Consider the following 19,602-nt stretch of genomic DNA (forward strand, 5'->3'; position numbering starts at 1 on the left):
AGGCATCCTTTCAGGCTTGATCCGACTGGGATTTGGCGTAATCCTTTCTTATCGTCGTAAATTGCTGCAACTGCCCGTCGACCTTCGCATTGAACGATTCCTGCGGGTAGGTGCCTGCGGCGTCGGCTTCGCCGGCTTCGATGCCGGTCAGTATTTCCAACGCCTCGTCGACGGTAGAAACCGCAAAGATCGAGAATTGTTTCGTTTGCGCGGCATGCACCACGTCCCATCGTAACATCAGGTGCTTGATATTGCTGGCAGGAATGATCACGCCCTGGTTGCCGGTCAGCCCCTTGGCGGAGCAGATGTCGAAGAAGCCCTCGATTTTTTCGTTCACGCCGCCGATCGGCTGCACCTGGCCGAGCTGGTTGACCGAGCCGGTCATCGCGATATCCTGCCGGAGCGGCACCCGCGCCAGCGAGGAAAGAATTGCGCAGAGTTCGGCCAGGGAGGCGCTGTCGCCGTCGACATGGCCGTAAGACTGTTCGAAAACCAGGCTGGCGGACATCGAAAACGGGCTTTTCCGCGCATAGCGCGCGGCGATGAAGTTCGAGAGGATCAGCACGCCTTTGGAATGGTGGGCGCCGCCGAGCTCGGTTTCGCGCATGATGTCGACGATTTTGCCGTTGCCGAGGCGCGTCGTCGCGGTAATTCGCGACGGCTGGCCGAACATGAAATCGCCGAGCTGCAACACCGACAAGCCGTTGATCTGGCCGACGACCGTCCCTTCTGTATCGATCATCAGAGTGCCGCGCAGAATGTTTTCGTAAAGTTTCTCGCGCACTTTGTCGAGCCGTTTGATTTTGTGGTCGATCGCCTGCTGCACGTCGCTGTTGGTGATCTCGGTATGGCCGTTGCTGCCGGCCCAATAGTCAGATTCGGTCAGCAGGTCGGTAAGGCTGCGCAGGTGGGTCAGGAGCTTCTCCGTATCGCCGGCCATCCTCGCGCTGTGTTCGATGACGCGGGCTACCGCCGCACGGCTCAATGGGCGAAGCTTTTCGCGCCGCGCCAGCGTTGCCAGGAGTCGTGCGTAGTCCCGGGTTTCGGTTTCGCGCGATACCGTATCGTCGAAATCGGCGGCGATTTTAAAGAGATCGTGAAATTCCGGATCGTAGGCGCTCAACAAATAATAGTAAATCGGTTCGCCGATCAGGATCACTTTGACGTCCAGCGGAATCGGCTCGGGTTCGAGCGATACCGTGCTGATCAGGCTCAGCGCGCGTTCCAGCGATTCGATCCGGATTTCCTCCATCTGCAGGATTCTTTTCAGGCCCTCCCAGGCATAGGGCTGGAACAGCAGTTTTTGCACATCGAGGATCAGGAAGCCGCCGTTCGCTTTGTGCAGCGCGCCGGGCCGGATCATCGTGAAGTCGGTGACCAGCGAACCCATGTAAGCCTGATGGTCGATCCGCCCGATCAGATTGCCGTAGTTCGGATGTTGTTCGAAAATGACGGGCGCGGACCTTTTGTGGCTGAAGTCGACCATCAGGTTGGCCTGATAGCGTTTGAACGGACTCTGTTCCTGCGGCATTTCCATGAAAGGAAGTACTTTCTCGGCATGCGGAATGAAATCGCGGATATGCTCGATGATGTCTTGTTTGACATCTTTCAGGTAGGCCATGATTGCATCCTGCCGGCTGTATTTGGCGAGCAGGTCGTCGATCGAATGGTTGACCGCCAGTTCGGCGATTTCGCGGTTCAGGGCCTGCAGTTTGCGCTTGGTTTCCTTGCGCCACGCCGGAAATTTCTTGAGCAGGTTCTGCAGGCGTTCCTGGAAAGCGAAAATCGCTTCCTGAATTTGATGCTGCCTGTCTTTATCGAATTTGTTGAACTCTTCGGCGCCGATCGGCTCTCCCTTATCGTCGGCCGGAACGAACGCATAGCCGGTCGGCGTTTCGGTCAGGATGACGTGCGCTTCGGCGGCCTCGTCGCGAAGCTGACTGAGCTGGTCGACTTCATGCTGGCGCGATTTGCTCTCCAGTTCGCCGACTCGGGAGCGGTACTCGTCGCCGTCGAACGCGGCGGGAATCGCAATGCTGAGTTCGTCGACCAATTTTTCCATATCGGTCTGAAAAATGCGCCCTTCGCCGGGAGCGAGCCTGATTGTCTGCGGTCGGGACGGCTGGGCGAAATTGTTCACGTAACACCAATCGGCCGGGGCTTCATGGCGGCTGGCTTCGTGTTCGGCCAACTGCAGCACCGACGTCAGCTTGCCGGTGCCCGAGGGAGCCATTGCGAAGACGTTGTAGCCTTTTTTGGCGATCCGGATACCGATTTTGAGCGATTCGATCGCGCGCTCCTGGCCGACCGTCAGGGCGATATCCTCCAGTTCCTGTGTGGAAGCGAAGTTTAACTGTGAGGTATCGCAGGCTTTATAGAGTTGTGAAGATGGCAGCGGTGTCATTTTCATTCAATATTACTCATCCAATGAAGCGGGAGGGGCAAGAGCGGTTACGCCATTTCTATTTTAGCCGAGACTGATCATGAATATAGGGGCTATATCCATTAAACCAAAAGACCCGAAGTTTTAATTATAGTTTTCGTGGATTAGGATTATCATAACTTTCAGCGTTTTCCAACCTTTTGCCGAAGCCAATGGAATATAAAGATTATTACAAGATCATGGGTGTTGATCGTAAGGCAACGCCGGAGGAAATCAAGAGAGCTTACCGCAAGTTGGCACGCAAATACCATCCCGATGTGAGCAAGGAAAAGGATGCGGAAGCCAAATTCAAAGAACTGGGCGAGGCTTATGAGGTTCTGAAAGACCCGAAGAAGCGCGCGGCTTACGATCGGATCGGCCAGAATTGGCAGGAAGGGCAGACCTTTACCCCGCCACCCGAGTGGCAGCGCGAATTCGATTTCGGTACGGGGTTCGCGGGCGGCGGCCGGACAACCGGCTTCAGCGATTTTTTCGAAGCGTTGTTCGGAGGCGGCTTTTCGCCGCATCAAGAAGGCGTGTTCTATCGCGGGTTTCAGGCTCAGGGCGAAGACCAGCATGTGCGTATCCTGATCGATCTGGAGGATGCGTACCACGGCGCGTCGCGGACGGTTGCGCTGGATACGCCGGAAATCGACGCCCAGGGCCGCATCGTATCGAACAGGAAAACGCTCAATATCAAAATTCCGCGCGGGATTCAGGCCGGCCAGCGCATTCGCCTGACCGGGCAGGGTATGCCGGGCATGCAGGGTGGAAAAAACGGCGATTTGTACCTCGAAGTCGAATTCAACAAACACCGCTACTTCCAGGCGAAAGGAAAGGATATTTCGATCGAGTTGCCGGTGACGCCCTGGGAAGCGGCGTTGGGCGGCAATGTGCCGGTTCCCACGCTGGGAGGGAAAGTCGAAGTCAAAATTCCTCGCGGTTCGCAAGCGGGGACGCAGTTGCGTTTGAAGGGACGCGGATTGCCGGGCGTGACGCCGGGCGATCAACTCGTCACCTTGAAAATCGTGACGCCGCCGGCGCCCGATGAAGCCGCCGCCGCGCTGTATAAACGGATGGCCGAGCTGATGCCGATGAATCCTCGCCAGAACATGGGAATCGACTGATGAAAAAAGAACTGTTGGTGATCGCCGGAACGGTCATGGACGAATCGGTCCAATTTTCGCTGGTGGAATTGTGCGAGTGCGCGAAAGCCACCCGGGAGCAGGTGGTCGAAATGGTCGAGGAAGGCATTCTGGATCCGGAGGGGGCTTCGATCCATACCTGGCGCTTCGATACGCGGGCGCTGAAGCGGGTCCAAATCGCGATCCGCTTGCAGCACGATCTGGGCGTGAATCTGCCGGGTAGCGCGCTGGTGCTGGATTTGCTCGAAGAAATGGAGACGCTGCGCCGGCAAATGCGCGATTTCTGATTTTTAACGGTCAATCCACTGGGCTGAGCCAGGGCGCCATTCGGAGTAAGCCTCAGCCCAGCTTACGGTATAAAGTGCTGCGGTCCAGGCCAAGTATCCGCGCGGCCTGTATTTTATTGCCGCCGGTCGCTTCCAGTACATGACGGATATAAGCCCGTTCGATATTCGCCAGCGTCCATCCCTGCTGCATGGCCGACTCGAGAAAATCCCCTTCGCTCGGCGGCAGTTTCGAGGCTTGCGCCAGATCTTCCAACAGCAGGGTATCATGCTCGGCAAGTACGATGGCCCTTTCCAGCGTATTGGCCAGTTCCCTGACATTGCCGGGCCAGTGATAAGCCCGAAACCAGCGTAACACTTCCATGGAAATATTGACGGATTCCTGTTTGCCGAGCCGCCGGCAAATCCTGTGAAGCAATACATTGACCAATTCGTCGATATCCTCCTTGCGCTCCCTTAAAGAAGGTACTTCGAGATTGATCACGTTAAGCCGGTGATAGAGGTCGGCGCGAAACGTTTTATCGTTGACGCGCTGCGCCAGAGGCTGGTGGGTCGCGGCGATCAGGCGGACGTTCAGCCGGATTTCCCGTGTGTCGCCCAGCGCCCTTATTTTTCCGGTTTCCAATGCCTGCAGCAGTTTCGGTTGAATTTCCAAAGGCAGTTCGGCAATTTCATCCAGAAACAGCGTTCCCGAGTCGGCCTGTAAAAACAGCCCCGGACGATCTTTGCTGGCATCGGTAAAAGCGCCTTTGCGTACGCCGAACAGTTCGCTTTCCACCAAGCTGTGGGGCAGCGCCGCGCAATTCACCGCGATAAAAGGGCCCGAACGGTTCGGGCTGTGGTCGTGAATCCAGCGGGCCACCGCGCTTTTGCCGGTGCCGCTTTCGCCGGTCAGCAGCACCGTGGAATTTACCCCCGCCGCCCGGGTGGCCAGATTGATCAGTTGAAGCATGCAAGGGCTGCGGGTGATGAAAGTGCTTTCGTCAGGGTTTTTACCGCCGCTCTCGCCGATTTTTACCGCCGTGCGGCGCATCTGCCTGTCCTCGAACGCGCGCGTTACCGCGGCATAGAGTTCTTCGATGCGAAACGGCTTGGTTAAAAAATCGCAGGCGCCGGCGCGCATGCTTTGTATCGCCAAATCGATGCTGCCGAAGGCGGTGATCAGCAATACCAACTGTTCGGGCCGTTTGCGGTGGATCGCGGCCATTAATTCGAGGCCGCGCATTCCGGGCATGACCACATCGGAAACGACCAGGTCGAACGGTTCTTTTTCTATCGCTTCGAGCGCCTGTCCGGTTTGCGTGCAGCCGGTAACCGAATAACCCTGCTGCCTGAGCATTTCGAGCAGATAATCCACAACGCCGGGATCGTCATCGATTACCAGCAGGCGAGCGTTTTCTTCGGTCATAACGGATTTTTCCAGGGCAGATAGACGATGAACCGGCTGCCTTTGCCGGCGGCGGTTTCGGCGGCGACAGTGCCGCCCATTTCGGTTACCAGCGTTTTGACTACGGCCAGCCCGAGGCCGGTGCCGCCCTGTTTGCCGCGGGTGGTGAAGTAAGGTTCGAAGAGATGGGGGAGATGCTCCGGAGCAATGCCGGTCCCGGTATCGCGGACGGTCAGCCGGAGCGCCGTGACCGGCTTGTCGGCATAGGCGATCGCTCCCTGCGCCAGATCGATGCCGATCTCGCCCGGGCCGACGATGGCCGCCAGCGCGTTGGACAGCAGGTTCAACACGATCTGCTGGACGCCGTCTTTGTTGATCATCCCCAACGGCAGTGTTTCGGGATGGGTGTAAGTCATGGTCACTCCTTGTCGGCGCGCTTCGAAACCCAGCATGTCGATGACTTCCGCGACCGTCTGGATGACGTCGCATGGCACGGGTTCGGCGGGATGGCGCGGGGCAAATTCCAGCAGGCGCTGGACGATGCGGGTAATACGGTCGGTCTGGTCGACCAGAATATTGGCGATTCGCCGCACTTCTCCCGGATCGTCGCCGCCGTTTGCAAGCGCTCTTGCCCGGCCGTTGAGGATCTGCAAGGGCGATCCGATTTCATGGGCCAGCCCTGCCGACAGTTGGCCGATCGTGATCATTTTGTCGGCATTCTGCAACGCGCGCTGGAGCTGCCGGCGTTGCTGGGTTTCGGTTTCGAGCCGGCAATGCGCCGAAAACAATTGGGCCGTCATCCGGTTGAATTCCTGCCTTACCGACGCCAGCTCGTCGCTGCCGTTCACCGGCAAGGGTTTCGGCGGCTCCTTGCCGTTCCCGAAGGCAAGCATGGCCTGGCGCAGTTCCCGTAAAGGGCGGGAGATGTAGATCTGGCCCAAAAAGAAGCAAAGGAGGGTGATAAATAAAATGAAAGAAAAAAAGGACACCGCGATATAGGTCTTCATGTCGCTCAAGTCCGCTCTCATTTTCTGCAGCGAGCGCACCAGAGCCAGATTGCCCGGCGGAATGGCCCCGGAATCCTTGCCGAAAGGCAAAGACACCACAAGAAAGTCGGGATCTTCGACAGGAAAATAAAATTCTTTTCTTTCACCCTCAAGGGTGGTCTGGAAGAGGGTACGCTCTACGGGTTCCGGCCAAGCCAGCCCTTCCGCAGCCGAACGGATGACGTTGCGGTTTCGAATATAGATGCGTACGTCGATGGAGGGCCTGAGCCGGTCTATTTGCTGCAACAGCGCCTGCACGTCTTCCGTTTGTTCATCCCGCAAGGCGTTTTCTACCGAAACGAGCAGGCTGTAGGCCAGCAAGCGCGTTTCCTGTTCGACTTCATCCCGCAAATTTTGCGATTCGGCCCGAAGCTGATACGTCCCGTAGATGCCGAACACCATGAGAGACAGGGCAAACAGGGAGAGGGTCAATTTATAAATCACCGACATGGTGACGTATTTTGCGCCGCTTTGTTGCAAGACGCAACACATCGGTAAGCGAATAAAAAATTACTTCCAAGCAACCCCATGAAAACCCCATGAAAAACGGCATGAATTTATTTCCGGCTTAAGGCGGCATGATCATTGCATAAATTTTAGGATTGCCAATGACATCCCTCTTTCAATGAAAAACAGCCGAACCGCATTGCTCGCCCTGTGCCTGGCCTTGGCCTCCTGCACTTCAGAAACGGAGACCGAAACTGCGGAATCCCGCGAAGTGATCCATCCGATGGTAAAAGACATCACCCGGAGCAGCGACTACGTCGCCGAAATTCAGTCGGTGAAGTATGTCGAAGTCCGCAGCAAAGTGAAAGGATACATCGACAACATTCATGTGGACGAAGGTCAGGCCGTCAACAAAGATCAATTATTGTTCACGTTGAGCGCATTGGAGTTTGAAAAGGAGCTTCAAAAAGCGAATGCGGTCTATAAAAATACTCTGGCCGATTTGAAGGCGGCCAAGGTGGACTTAGCCAATGTCAAGCTGCTGGCGGCCAAAAACATCGTGTCCGGGACCGAGCTCGAAGTCGCCCAGGCCAAAACCGAGGCCTTGGCGGCCGACGTGGAAGAGGCCAAGGCAAACAGCGAAAAAGCGGCTTTACACATTGCATTCACGCAAATCCGGGCGCCTTTCAACGGCACCATCAACCGCATACCGAACAAGGTCGGCAGCCTGATTCTGGAAGGCGATATGCTGACCTCCATTTCCGACAACCGGGAAGTGTTCGCTTATTTCAATCTTTCCGAAATCGATTACCTCAATTACAGGACGAACGGGGAAAAGGAAATCAGTTCCGTCGGCTTGAAGCTCGCGAACAATGCGTCTTATGGTTACAGAGGGAAAATCGAAGCGATCGAAAGTGAATTCGACCGTTCGACGGGTAACATCGCTTTCAGGGCCCGTTTTCCGAATCCGGACGGCCTGTTGAAACACGGAGCCAACGGCAAGGTCATTGTCGACGAACGGCTTAACAATGCGTTGCTGGTGCCGCAGAAGTCCACTTTCGAAATTCAGGACAAGATTTATTTGTTCGTGGTCGATAGCGAAGGGCGCCTGAAACAAAGAAACATCGTCCCGAAAATGCGTTTCGAAGATTTTTACGTCGTGGAATCCGGCCTGTCGGAAAACGAGTGGGTTCTCTTCGAAGGCGCCGGCGACGAAAGGGAGGGCAAGAAAATCCGGCCCGTTCCCGTCGATCCGGCTGCAGTGATGCCGACAACCGGCAAGTTCTAACCGACGGCAAGAAATCCTCATGACCAGTAAATTCATTCATCGTCCGGTCCTGTCGATCGTGATCTCGATTCTGATTACGTTGATCGGCCTGTTGTCCTTGATCCGGCTGCCGGTGACGCAGTTTCCCGATATCGCCCCGCCCGAGGTCAACGTCACTACCCAATACACCGGCGCCAATGCGGAAGTCGTCGTCAAGGCGGTGATCACGCCGCTCGAGCGGGTGATTAACGGCGTACCGGGCATGGCCTATATGTCGTCCGTTTCCGGTAACGACGGCGCCGGCCAAATCCAGATTATTTTCAAGGCCGGGACCGACCCCGAGGTGGCGGCGGTCAATGTCCAGAACCGGGTATCTTCCGCTTTGGACGAATTGCCCGCCGAAGCGATTAAAGCGGGCGTGATCGTCGAGAAAGTGCAAAACGCGATGCTGCTGTATATCAACATACTCAGCTCCGATCCGTCGCTGGACGAAAAATTCCTTTACAACTTTACCGACATCAACGTCTTAAAAGAGCTGAAAAGAATCGAGGGCGTGGGCTTCGCCGAAATATTGGGGTCCCGGGAATACGCCATGCGGGTCTGGCTCAAGCCCGACAAGATGCTGATGTACGGCATTTCGGCCGCCGAAATCATCGATACGCTCAAGGCGCAGAACGTCGAGGCGGCGCCCGGCAAAATCGGCGAAAGCTCGGGTAAAAAAGCCCAGGCGCTGCAATACGTTTTGAAGTACACGGGCAAGTTCAACACCCGAAAAGCTTACGAAAACATCGTCCTGAAAAGCCGAGAGGACGGCGAAATTCTGCGGCTGAAGGACGTAGCCGAGATCGAATTCGATTCGCAGGATTACAACGTCCTGTCGAAAGAAAACGGGCGGCCTTCCGCCGCGATTTTGCTGAAGCAGCGTCCGGGCAGCAATGCCAAGGAGGTGATCGAGCGGATCAAAACCACGATGGCGACGATCAAATCGGCTTCTTTCCCGCCGGGCATGGACTATACGCTGAGTTACGACGTTTCCGAGTTTCTGGACGCTTCCATCCATGAAGTGATCAAAACCCTGGCCGAAGCTTTTTTGCTGGTCGCGTTGGTGGTGTTTGTCTTTTTACAGGATTTCCGTTCTACCGTCATTCCCATCTTCGCGGTGCCGGTATCGCTGATCGGCACGTTTTTCTTCATGCAGATGATGGGTTTTTCGCTGAACCTGATCACCTTGTTCGCGCTGGTGCTCGCGATCGGCATCGTGGTGGACAATGCGATCGTGGTCATCGAGGCCGTGCACGCCAAGCTGGAACATGCGCGGATAGGGCCGCGTAAAGCTACGGAGCAGGCGATGCGCGAAATCAGCGGAGCGATCGTCGCGATCACGCTGGTGATGTCGGCGGTGTTCGTGCCGGTCGCTTTCATGGAGGGCCCGGAAGGCGTGTTTTTCCGACAGTTTTCGCTGACGATGGCCTGTTCCATCGTGCTTTCCGGCATCACCGCGCTGACCCTGACTCCCGCGCTGTGCGCGGTGTTTCTTAAAAACGGCCATGACCCCGACCATCCGAAAAAATCCGGGGCCCACCGGTTTTTTACCCGCTTCAATGCCTGGTACGACGGGCTGTCCGAAAACTACCGGAAACTGGTGGGCGCGATCGCCGGCAGAAGGCTGGTCACGTTCGGGATATTGCTCGGTTTTTCCGCGGGCGCCGGCCTGATCGGCGCCCTGGTGCCTTCCGGCTTCATTCCCGAGGAAGACCAGGGGACGATTTACGTCAATATCACCGCTCCGACGGGAGCGACGCTGGAACGCACCGAAAAAGCCTCGGACGCCGTGCAGCGGATCGCTTCGAGTCTGGCGGACGTGAATTCGGTGTCCAGCTTGGCGGGATTCAGCCTGCTGTCCGAAGGCACGGGCGCCGTTTACGGCATGAATCTGATCAGTCTGAAAAACTGGGAACAACGCAGCGTTTCCGATAAGGAGATCATCCGCCTGCTCGAAGAAAAAACCCGGCATATCCAGGACGCCGGCATCGAGTTTTTCACGCCGCCGCCCGTGCCGGGTTACGGCAATTCCAGCGGCTTCGAAATGCGCCTGCTGGACAAAACCGGCGAGGGCGACCTCCATCGCCTGCAGAAAACAGTCGACGCCTTCGTCGAGGAACTCAACAAGCGGCCCGAGATCGTGAATGCCTTTACGACCTTCAACACCCGCTTTCCGCAATTCCTGCTGCATATCGACGGCGACAAGGCCGCGCAAAAAGGCATTACCGCCGAGAATGCGATGAGCACCCTGCAAACCCTGATCGGCAGCGAATACGCGACCAATTTCATCCGTTTCGGCCAGATGTACAAAGTGATGGTGCAGGCGCTGCCCGAATACCGCGCCCAGCCCGACGACCTGATGAAGCTGTACATTAAAAACGATGCCGGGAACATGGTCCCTTTTTCGTCCTTTCTGCGCGTCGAAAAAGTCTACGGTCCGGAACAGGTGACGCGCTACAACATGTATCCCTCGGCGATGGTCAACGGACAGCCCGCGCCCGGGTACAGCAGCGGCCAGGCGATCGCCGCGATCAAGGAAGTCGCCGCCACGAAACTTCCGAAAGGTTTCGGCTACGATTGGGCCGGCTCGTCGCGCGATCAGGCCCAGGCGGGCCATCAGGCGGTGTACATCTTTCTGATCTGCCTGTTGTTCGTGTACCTGCTGCTCGCGGCGCAATACGAAAGTTTCATCCTGCCGATGCCGGTGATCCTCTCCTTGCCGACCGGCGTGTTCGGCGCCTTGTTTTTTCTGTGGCTGATGGGGCTGGAGAACAATATCTACGCGCAGATCGCGATGGTCATGCTGATCGGTATTCTCGGTAAGAACGCCATTCTGATCATCGAATTCGCGACCCTGAAGCACCGGCTCGGAAAAACGCCGTTCGAAGCAGCCATCGAGGCGGCGACGCTGCGTTTGCGTCCCATCTTGATGACCTCCTTCGCCTTTATCGCCGGGCTCGTTCCGCTGATGTTCGCTTCCGGCGCGGGCAAGATCGGCAACAATACCATCGGCTCCGCGGCGGCGGGCGGCATGATTTTCGGAACGCTGTTCGGGGTGATCGTGATCCCCGGTTTGTATGTGGTGTTTGCAACCCTCGCCGATAAGCGCAATCCCGAAAAAAGAAAAGAAGAAATTGCCTACACCGAAACACTCTAAAAATGAAATTGAAATGTCGAATTTTTTCCCGCACGGTCCTGTGTTTAGTGATTTCGGCGGCCACCGGTTGCGGAACGCTCAATACCGACCTGTCCGTTCCGGAAAAGGAAATCCCCAAAACCTTTCCGAACCCAAAAGGCGATGCCACGATCGCCGGCATCGACTGGCGCCAATACTTCACCGACCCGCTGCTGGTCGAGCTGATCGATACCGCGGTACGCAATAACCTCGATTTGCAAATCGCCCTGCAACGCATCGAGATGTCGCGTTCCAGCGTGAAGCTGGCGAACGGCGCGCTGCTTCCGAAAGTGGGCCTGAACGTGGGCGGCGGGGTGCGGAAATTCGGGCTGTACACGATGGACGGGGCGGGAAACGCGTCCACCTATATCACGCCCGGCCAAATCGTTCCGGAAAATTTAACCGATATCTTCCTGGGGCTGCAGGCGTCCTGGGAAGTGGATGTTTGGGGCAAGTTGCGGAACCAGCGCAAGGCCGCCATTTCGCAATACCTGGCCAGCGTGGAAGGGAGCCGGTTCGTGATTTCTAACTTGGTCGCCGATGTGGCGATCCATTACAACGAATTGCTGGCGCTGGACAACGAACTGGACATTATTCGGCAGACGCTCCGGAAACAGCAGGAGGCGCTGGAGGTGATCAAGCTCCAGAAAGAAACCGGCCGCGCCAACGAATTGGCCGTGCAGCAATTCAGCGCCCAGTTGCTCAATTCCGAGGTGCTTGAAAAACAGACGCTGCAGCGCATCACCGAAACCGAAAACAGGATCAACTTTCTGCTCGGGCGCTATCCGCAGCCCCTGCCGCGAAACAAAGACGTTTTGTTCCAGGCCGTTTCCCGGCAGATTTTGGCGGGCATTCCTTCGCAACTGCTGGAAAACCGCCCCGACATCCGCGCGGCCGAATTCGAGATCGAGGCCAGCAAGTTCGATCTGAAGGCGGCGAAGGCGGCTTTCTATCCGAATTTCAACATCACCGCGACGCTGGGCTTTCAGGCCTTCAATCCGGAATTTCTGTTTCAGTCGCCGGCCTCGCTCGCCTATTCGCTGATGGGGACCCTGGTGGCGCCGCTGATCAACATGAATGCGCTGAAAGCCCAGTTCAATACCGCCAAGGCCAATCAGTTGACCGCCATGTACAACTACCAGAAAACCATTTTGAACGGCTATGTCGAAGTGGCGAATCAGCTCTCCAATCTCCGGAATCTGCAACGCATGCAAGAGTTGAAAAAGCAGCAGAGCGAAACGCTGCAAAAGTCCGTCGATACCTCCAAGGAGCTTTATAGGTCCGCGCGGGCAACCTATCTGGAAGTCCTGATCGCGCAGCAGAACGCTTTGCAGGCCAATCTCGAATTAATCGACGTGATCAAACAGGAACGGCTGTCGACTGTCAATATTTACCGGGCATTGGGCGGCGGCTGGCGATAATCGCGTCAAGCGCCGGCAGGATCTGGCGGCACCCTGCCCAGGCGCCTCCGGGTTTCATGCGTGCCGTTCATTATTAAACGGTGTTTTTTCGAATTCATGGTTTTTTCAAACCATTGTCCTTTGATGAATATCTTCTAAGATTTGTGTAAATAACTGTTTTTAAAAGGTATATTATGCAAATGGTTTCTGGCATTAGAATTGCTTACGTTTTAGGTTTATACAGAGCTCCGCCCGAATCTTCGAATTTTAATCGACCTTGGTTATGCGCATACCCTGAGCGGGACACGGTTGATAACCCCGTTTCCCACGTTTGAAGACCTATCGCCAGCATAAAATCATCGTCTGTGTTCGCGCGATTCCAAACGTTACGAACGGGATAAATATCCCGTCCGGCATCGGTATCTTACAGGTTCAGCCCCGTAGGGTACGCTGTGCGTACCTTTCGACATTGACGGTACGCACTCGGCAATTGCTCCTGCATTGCTCTCGATCGCGTGTTCCCGACGCGATCTACCTTCCCCATCCCTGGGGTCGTACCTCCTGCATCCCTGCAGTCGAGCGTACCCTACGGGGCTGGCTGGACTTAACGGCAGGGCGCCCTTCAGACGGTGAGGACTTCCCTATTCGCGATATGAAAATGCTCTAGTGTCGGCAGGACTCGGCGGGGCCGAGGTCAGTGATCGAAGGGGATCCGCGCCAAGTTTGCGCGATGCGTTATAATAGCGAATCGAAAAAAATAATTGCGCCAAATTTTATTCGAACTGCCGAAACCTGGAATTATCTTCTATAGTCCTTTCTTGAGATTCATGGAGTTTGCCGATGTTTGAACCCTATCCGTTCCGTTAACAAAATAGAATTGACAACATGCGTATAAGCACCCGCATGCATTTGAAGAGTAAGCGTTTTTCTTCTGCAATTTCCGCGCTGATTGTGATGAATGGGTGTACTCCGCCCGCGTATCAGCCCCTCCTGCCGCCGGCCTACATGCAGGATTTGAAGGAGACTGCTGACGATTCGGTCTCCATTCCTGAAGCCGAAGCGTTACCTCTCAAGGATGAAAAGCCCTCTTCGCCGCAAATCGAGGCGAAGGAATTCAATTTAAATCAAGTCATTCAAACCGCCTTAAAGGCCGATCCGGTCATTCAGTCGGCCTTTGAGAATATTCATCAGGCTGAAGCGGACCTGATCACGGCCGGGCTTTTGCCGAATCCCGACGTGTCGGTGAGCGGCTCCTTGATGCCTTTGGATCGGACGTTTACCGTGGACCGGCAGGGCGGTCCGCCGCAATTCGATGCCGGGATTTCGATGCCGATCGACTGGTTTTTATTCGGCAAGCGTGCCGCCGCGATAGTTTCCGGCCGGCACGGCGTGGATATTGCGGCGGCGGATTTCGCCAATACGGTCAGGCTTCGGATCGCTTCGGCGATTTCCGCCTTTTATACCGTACTCGAAGCGCAGGCCATGCTGGAGCTGGCGCAGGAAAACAATGCCAATCTGACCCGAGTCGAGCGGATTATTCTAAATCGCGTGGCCTTGGGAGGCGTCGGCACGATAGAGGCGGATAGGATTCGCCTGTCCATCTTCAGCAGCCACCGTGATGTCCATGCGCGGGAACTTGAGCTGAATGCGGCGCAGAATCAATTGCGCGCCTTGCTCGGCATTGCCGGAAATGTGCAGGTTGCGGTCAAAGGCAGTCTGGATGTGGCCGATCCCGCTATGCCGATCGAAATTGAAAAGGCTTTCGAGCTGGCGGAGGAAAACCGGCCCGATCTTTTGTCTCTGCAACGCCAGCTCGACAAGGCGAATGCCGATATTGCCTTGCAGGAACGCAACGCCTATCCGCAAGTCGTGCCGAAAATCGGTTATACCCGCCAGTTTCAGCAGCAGGCCATCGGTTATCCGGATGCCAATTCCTGGGGAGCCGGTGTCGACATCGTCGTGCCGCTTTTCGACCGCAATCAGGGCAATATTGCCAAGGCGCGCTCGGTATTGATCCAGTCCAGAGCCAATCTGCAAGCGCAGTTGACTGCGTTGCGCAGCGAAATCGATCAGGCGGTCAGGGCGTTTGCCTCCGCTCACCAAGTTTTGATCAACGATGACCCCGGCCAGTTGGATGCGGCCAGAAATGTGCGCGACAAAATCAACCAGGCGTATGAATTGGGCGGCAAGACGCTGATCGAGGTATTGGATGCCCAGCGAATCTACCTTGAGACCTACCGTCTGCATATCACCAGCCGTTCCAGTTACTGGCATTCGCTTTCTCAACTCAATGCTGCCGTCGGCAAAGAAATCTTGCAATGAACCATCCTTTTTTACCCCGTTTCGGCAGGCGTGTGTTTTTTTACGGTTGCTGCATCGTCATCGCCGCGGCCTTTTTGTTGATGATGGCTTCCGGGCGTCCCGGCCATGCCGATCAGAACGCCGCCGACAACACGGCGGTAGTAAAGCTGGCCGGTCCTAGGACCGTTGCCGTCAGGGCGGGCAGCCTTCTCGAACAAAAGCTGGATATTTCGACCGTTCCGAAGGATCAGATCACCACCCCGCTGTTGCTGGCGACGGGTTCCGTCGTCGCCCATTTGGCACCGGGCTCCAACCCGAGCGAAGATCGCTGGCAGTTCAACAGCATCGAGCTTTCGGGAGTCTATGCGGACTGGCAGCGCGCACGGGCGGAAAAGGAATTCAATATCAAACGGCTGGAAAAGATCCGCGAATTGACCGCCGCACAGACTCAGTCACAAAAACTGGTGGTGGACCGTTTACGCAAACTGGTCGCGACCGGCACCGAAGCGATCCGCGATCTGACTGCCGCGGAGGCGAATCTGTTGCAAGTGCAACTGGAAGGCCAGAAGGCAGTCTACGAGGCCGAGACCGCGTTGACGGTCGCGACGCGCAACCGCGCGGCGCTGGAAAGAACTTTGCTGCAGGACGGCGTCGATCCTTCGTTGCTGGAAAACGCCGCTTCCGGCACGTCGTTGATCAAGGCGGATGTTCCGGAATTGAAGATCAATTTGGTTGCGGTGGGGCAGGCCTGCGTGACCAAATTTTATGGCTTGCCGGGACAGTCCTTCATCGGCAAAGTCAAGAGTCTGGCTCCGGCTTTGTCGGCGGAACAGCATACTTTGCGGGTGTTCTTCGAGCTGCCGGATCCGGATAATAAATTCAAGCCGGGCATGTACGCGGAAATCGGCCTCGGCACCGATCCCCGGATGGCGGTTCTGGTGCCGTCGGATGCGGTTTTGCACAGCCGGAACGCCGATTTTGTGTTCATAGGCGCTGGTCCGGGATTATGGAAAATCACTGAAGTTCAGGTCGGGGAAAGCATCGGCGACCGGGTCGAAATTCTGCAGGGCCTGCAGGGCGGCGAAAAAATCATCGGCAATGGCGCGATCCTGTTGAAACCGATGCTGGTGCAGGCGCTGCTGAATGAGGATATTGCTAAGGAAATGCAGCCCGAGGGTGTGAAGGAATGATCCCGCGCCTGTTGAACAATGCGATGCACCATCGCCTGATCGTGCTGGGCATCGCGGTGATTATTACGCTATTGGGGCTGTGGTCTTTTTCCAGGATGCAGATCGATGCCTATCCCGACATCTCGGCGCAAATGGTGCAGGTAATCACGACCTACCCGGGAAGGGCGCCCGAAGAGGTCGAACGCCAGGTCACGGTGCCGATCGAAATTCAGATGCGTAACGTGCCGCGCGTCGATACGATCCGTTCGCGCACCATCTTCGGTTTGTCGGTCGTGCAGTTGATTTTCGAAGAGGGCGTCGAAGGATACTGGGCCAGGCAGCGGGTCCAGGAAAAACTGACCGGTCTCGATTTGCCCGACGGCGCCTCGGCCGAATTGGGGCCCTTGGCGACCGCTTACGGCGAAATCCTGCGTTATGAGCTGGTTTCGGACGGGCGCTACGATCTGATTGAACTGCGTTCGATCAATGACTGGATCGTGATACCGCATTTATTGCGCGCTTCCGGCGTCGCCGACGTGAGCAATTTCGGCGGTTACGAAAAACAGTACGCCGTGCTGATGAATCCGGCGCAATTGCAGCGTTTCGGCCTGTCTTTGAGCGATGTGGTCGAGGCGATCCGGACCAACAACGAAAGCGCCGGCGGCAGCGTGCTGTCGCGCGGCAGCATGTCTTTCGTCATCAGGGGACGCGGTGCGCTGCAAAGCGTCGAGGAAATCGGCAATATCTTCATCAAATCGCATGGCGGTACGCCGATCTATGTGCGCGACGTGGCCGATGTCGAGATCGATTCGAAAGTGCCTTCCGGGATTCTCAGCAAAAACCGCAACGATGCGACGATCGAAGGCATTGTGCTGATGCGGCGGGGCGAAAACCCTTCGACCGTGCTGAACCACGTCAAGGACGTCATTACGGTGCTGAACCAGGTCGATCTGCCGCAGGGCGTGCAGGTGGTGCCATTCTACGACCGTTCGATGCTGGTCGACAGCACCCTGCATACGGTCAGCCACAGCGTCTTGCTCGGTATTTCGCTGGTGACGGTGGTGCTGCTGTTTTTTCTGGGACGCCCCTCCCTGGCCCTGCTCGTCGCCTTGACGATTCCGTTTTCGCTGTTGTTCGCGCTGGTGCTGATGAATGCGATGGGCATTCCTATCGGCCTGCTCTCGATCGGGGCGATCGACTTCGGCATCATCGTCGACGGCGCGGTGATCATGGCGGAAAATATCGCCCATCGCATGCACGAGGCGACGCTGCAACAAAGCCGGACCGGCGCCGCCAAAACGGTGCTCGATGCGTCTCTGGAGGTCGAACGCCCGGTGTTTTTTTCGATCCTGATGATTGTCGGCGCCTTTTTGCCGTTGCTGACATTGACGCACATCGAAGGCTTGCTGTTCCGGCCGATGGCGTTGACGATCTTGTTCGCGCTGTTCGGCGCGATGCTGTTTGCGCTGTTCGTGGTGCCGGTTCTGGCCAGTTATCTGTTTCGGCACGGTTACCGGGATTGGGAAAATCCGCTGCTGAGGTGGCTTTATCCGCGCTACTCCATGCTGCTCGAAACCTTGATGCGCCGCCGCTGGCCTACCGTAATGGCCGCCGCAACCGTGCTGGTGGTCAGTTTGGTGTCCGTCGTGCCGCGCCTCGGCACCGAATTTCTGCCTTACATGGACGAGGGCGTCGCCTGGGTGCGGGCGAATTTTCCGGAAGGCACCGCCTTGCAGCAGACGTCCAAATTCGGGCAGCGGCTGCGGCAGATTGCGCTCGAGTTTCCCGATATCGATTTCATCGTCGTGCAGGCGGGACGCAGCGACAGCGGCACCGATCCTTTTCCGCCCAGCCGGATAGAGATGCTGATCAGTCCCAAGCCGCGCGATCGGTGGGTGCAATTTTCAAGCAAGCAGGAACTTCTGGCCGCGCTGGGAAACCGTTTTCGCGCCGAGTTTCCGACCACGCGCTTCAACTTTACCCAGCCTATCATCGACAGCGTGACCGAGGATGCGAACGGCACCTCGGCGAATCTGGCCGTGGAGTTTTCAGGCGCCGATTCGGATGTGCTGTTGCGCCTCGCCCAAAAAACCAAGGAGTTGCTGGCGAGGGTGCCGGGTGCGGAAGACGTCAGCATCGAACAGGAAGGCCCTCAGCCGCAATTGGTGATCAAGCCGGATCGTTTCCTGTGCGCGCGTTACAATGTCAGCATCGAGGATGTGAATCGGCTCATCGACGTTGCGGTCGGCGGTTCGCCGATCGGCCATTTATTTGAAGGAGAACGGCGCATCGATATCGTTGCCCGCTTCGCGAAGGAATATCTGAGTTCGCCCGCCGCGATAGGGCGGCTGCCGGTCTACAATACCGAGGGCATACCGATTCCTCTGGCGCAGGTCGCGCATATCGATATCGTCGATGGGCAGACGATCATTGCGCGCGGAGACGGCCGCCGCCGATTGACGGTGCGTACCGATATCGTGAACCGCGATCAGGGCGGTTTTGTGGCGGAAGCCAAAAATCTTTTCGCGAAAGAAATCACCGTTCCGAGCGGTTACCGGGCGGCTTGGCTGGGCATGTTCGAAAATCTGGAACGCGCCGCGCAACATTTCACCATTCTGGTGCCGATGAGCATCGGCGTGATCTTCATGTTGCTGCTGGCGACTTTCGGTTCGCTGCGCGCGGCGCTGATCCTGCTGTTCGCGATCCCTTTTGCGTTTGTCGGCGGCGTAGCGGCGCTGTATCTGCGCGACATGCATTTGAACGTGTCTTCGGGGGTCGGATTCGCGGCGGTTTTCGGCGTGTCGATCATGAATGGGGTGCTGATCGTCCGTACGATCACCGAATTGCGCATGAACGGTGCCGCGCTCGAAGCCGCGATCATTCAGGGCTCGGTGCGTTGCGTCCGGCCGATTCTGATTGCCTCGCTGGTCGCGATTCTGGGGCTGGTGCCCGCCTCGCTGGCGACCGGCCTGGGGTCGGATGTCCAGCGGCCTTTGGCGACCGTCATTGTGTGGGGACTGTTCAGCGCCACGGTGATGACCGTGCTGCTGGTGCCGGTGCTCTATCGCTTGTTCGAGCCGCCGATCAATTTGCCGACAAAGGAAGAGCTCGAATTGGATAAGGACTGATTCCATTTTGATTCAAAGCTCGCTGGATAGAGCGGAACGCATTGCTCCATCTTCGCGCCGGAGCCGGAAGAGCGTACATAACCTGAACTTGGGATAAACCTTTGGTCTGAGCAGGGCAATCGCGCTATGTTGAAACTTCCGCCGGACTGAGTGGGACGGGGTTTATCACCCTGTCCCCGCTGTTTGAAAATTCTCCGCCAACACCAAATCATCTTTCCTATCCATCCCGCTTTAAATGTTACGGACGGGATAAATATCCCGTCCGGCACCCGTATCTTACGGGTTCAGCTCCCGTAGGGTACGCTGTGCGTACCTTTCGACATTGATGGTACGCACAGCGTACCCTATGGGGCTGGCTGGACTTAACGGCATGGCACCCCTCAGGCGGT

General features: G+C 56.7%; 11 protein-coding genes. 8 read left to right on the forward strand and 3 right to left on the reverse strand.

Annotated elements, in window-relative coordinates:
* Positions 1 to 10: 10 nt before the first annotated feature.
* The gene (locus CC94_RS0114665) at positions 11 to 2,410 is read right to left on the reverse strand and encodes a Lon protease family protein (RefSeq protein ID WP_005370978.1); all 2,400 of its coding nucleotides are present in this window, start codon (positions 2,408 to 2,410) and stop codon (positions 11 to 13) included.
* Positions 2,411 to 2,595: 185 nt separating this feature from the next.
* Here CC94_RS0114665 and CC94_RS0114670 point away from each other — a divergent pair, with 185 nt between their 5' ends.
* The gene (locus CC94_RS0114670) at positions 2,596 to 3,549 is read left to right on the forward strand and encodes a DnaJ C-terminal domain-containing protein (RefSeq protein ID WP_005370980.1); all 954 of its coding nucleotides are present in this window, start codon (positions 2,596 to 2,598) and stop codon (positions 3,547 to 3,549) included.
* A complete protein-coding gene (locus CC94_RS0114675; RefSeq protein WP_005370982.1) occupies positions 3,549 to 3,854 on the forward strand; it encodes a chaperone modulator CbpM in 306 nt (101 codons plus the stop codon). Before CC94_RS0114670 ends, CC94_RS0114675 begins: the two co-directional genes overlap by 1 nt.
* A gap of 52 nt (positions 3,855 to 3,906) precedes the next feature.
* Here the strand turns inward: CC94_RS0114675 and CC94_RS0114680 are convergent, their stop codons facing one another.
* Positions 3,907 to 5,259 carry a sigma-54-dependent transcriptional regulator gene (locus tag CC94_RS0114680; protein ID WP_005370984.1) on the reverse strand — a complete coding sequence of 451 codons (1,353 nt, stop codon included), beginning with the start codon at positions 5,257 to 5,259 and terminating at the stop codon, positions 3,907 to 3,909.
* Positions 5,256 to 6,764 carry an ATP-binding protein gene (locus tag CC94_RS0114685; protein ID WP_245619760.1) on the reverse strand — a complete coding sequence of 503 codons (1,509 nt, stop codon included), beginning with the start codon at positions 6,762 to 6,764 and terminating at the stop codon, positions 5,256 to 5,258. The genes CC94_RS0114680 and CC94_RS0114685 overlap by 4 nt, the downstream gene beginning before the upstream one ends.
* A 145-nt stretch (positions 6,765 to 6,909) precedes the next feature.
* Between CC94_RS0114685 and CC94_RS0114690 the strand changes: the two genes are divergently transcribed.
* The 6 genes from CC94_RS0114690 (at position 6,910) to CC94_RS0114715 (ending at position 19,213) form a co-directional block, all read left to right on the forward strand.
* Positions 6,910 to 8,019, forward strand: coding sequence for an efflux RND transporter periplasmic adaptor subunit (locus CC94_RS0114690; protein ID WP_031431386.1), 1,110 nt, complete (start codon positions 6,910 to 6,912; stop codon positions 8,017 to 8,019).
* A 19-nt stretch (positions 8,020 to 8,038) separates the two neighbouring features.
* On the forward strand, positions 8,039 to 11,197 hold the full coding sequence (locus tag CC94_RS0114695; RefSeq protein ID WP_031431387.1) for an efflux RND transporter permease subunit: 3,159 nt from the start codon (positions 8,039 to 8,041) through the stop codon (positions 11,195 to 11,197).
* Between the two features lie 2 nt (positions 11,198 to 11,199).
* Positions 11,200 to 12,636 (forward strand): TolC family protein, encoded by a 1,437-nt coding sequence (locus CC94_RS0114700; RefSeq protein WP_005370991.1) that lies wholly within the window; start codon positions 11,200 to 11,202, stop codon positions 12,634 to 12,636.
* 864 nt (positions 12,637 to 13,500) lie between these two features.
* The gene (locus CC94_RS0114705) at positions 13,501 to 14,937 is read left to right on the forward strand and encodes a TolC family protein (RefSeq protein ID WP_005370992.1); all 1,437 of its coding nucleotides are present in this window, start codon (positions 13,501 to 13,503) and stop codon (positions 14,935 to 14,937) included.
* Positions 14,934 to 16,106, forward strand: a complete 1,173-nt coding sequence (locus CC94_RS0114710) for an efflux RND transporter periplasmic adaptor subunit (RefSeq protein WP_005370994.1) — start codon at positions 14,934 to 14,936, stop codon at positions 16,104 to 16,106. The genes CC94_RS0114705 and CC94_RS0114710 overlap by 4 nt, the downstream gene beginning before the upstream one ends.
* On the forward strand, positions 16,103 to 19,213 hold the full coding sequence (locus CC94_RS0114715) for an efflux RND transporter permease subunit (protein ID WP_031431389.1): 3,111 nt from the start codon (positions 16,103 to 16,105) through the stop codon (positions 19,211 to 19,213). The genes CC94_RS0114710 and CC94_RS0114715 overlap by 4 nt, the downstream gene beginning before the upstream one ends.
* Positions 19,214 to 19,602: the final 389 nt, after the last annotated feature.

It is taken from the genome of Methylomicrobium agile, assembly GCF_000733855.1.
Taxonomy (GTDB): Bacteria; Pseudomonadota; Gammaproteobacteria; order Methylococcales; family Methylomonadaceae; genus Methylomicrobium; species Methylomicrobium agile.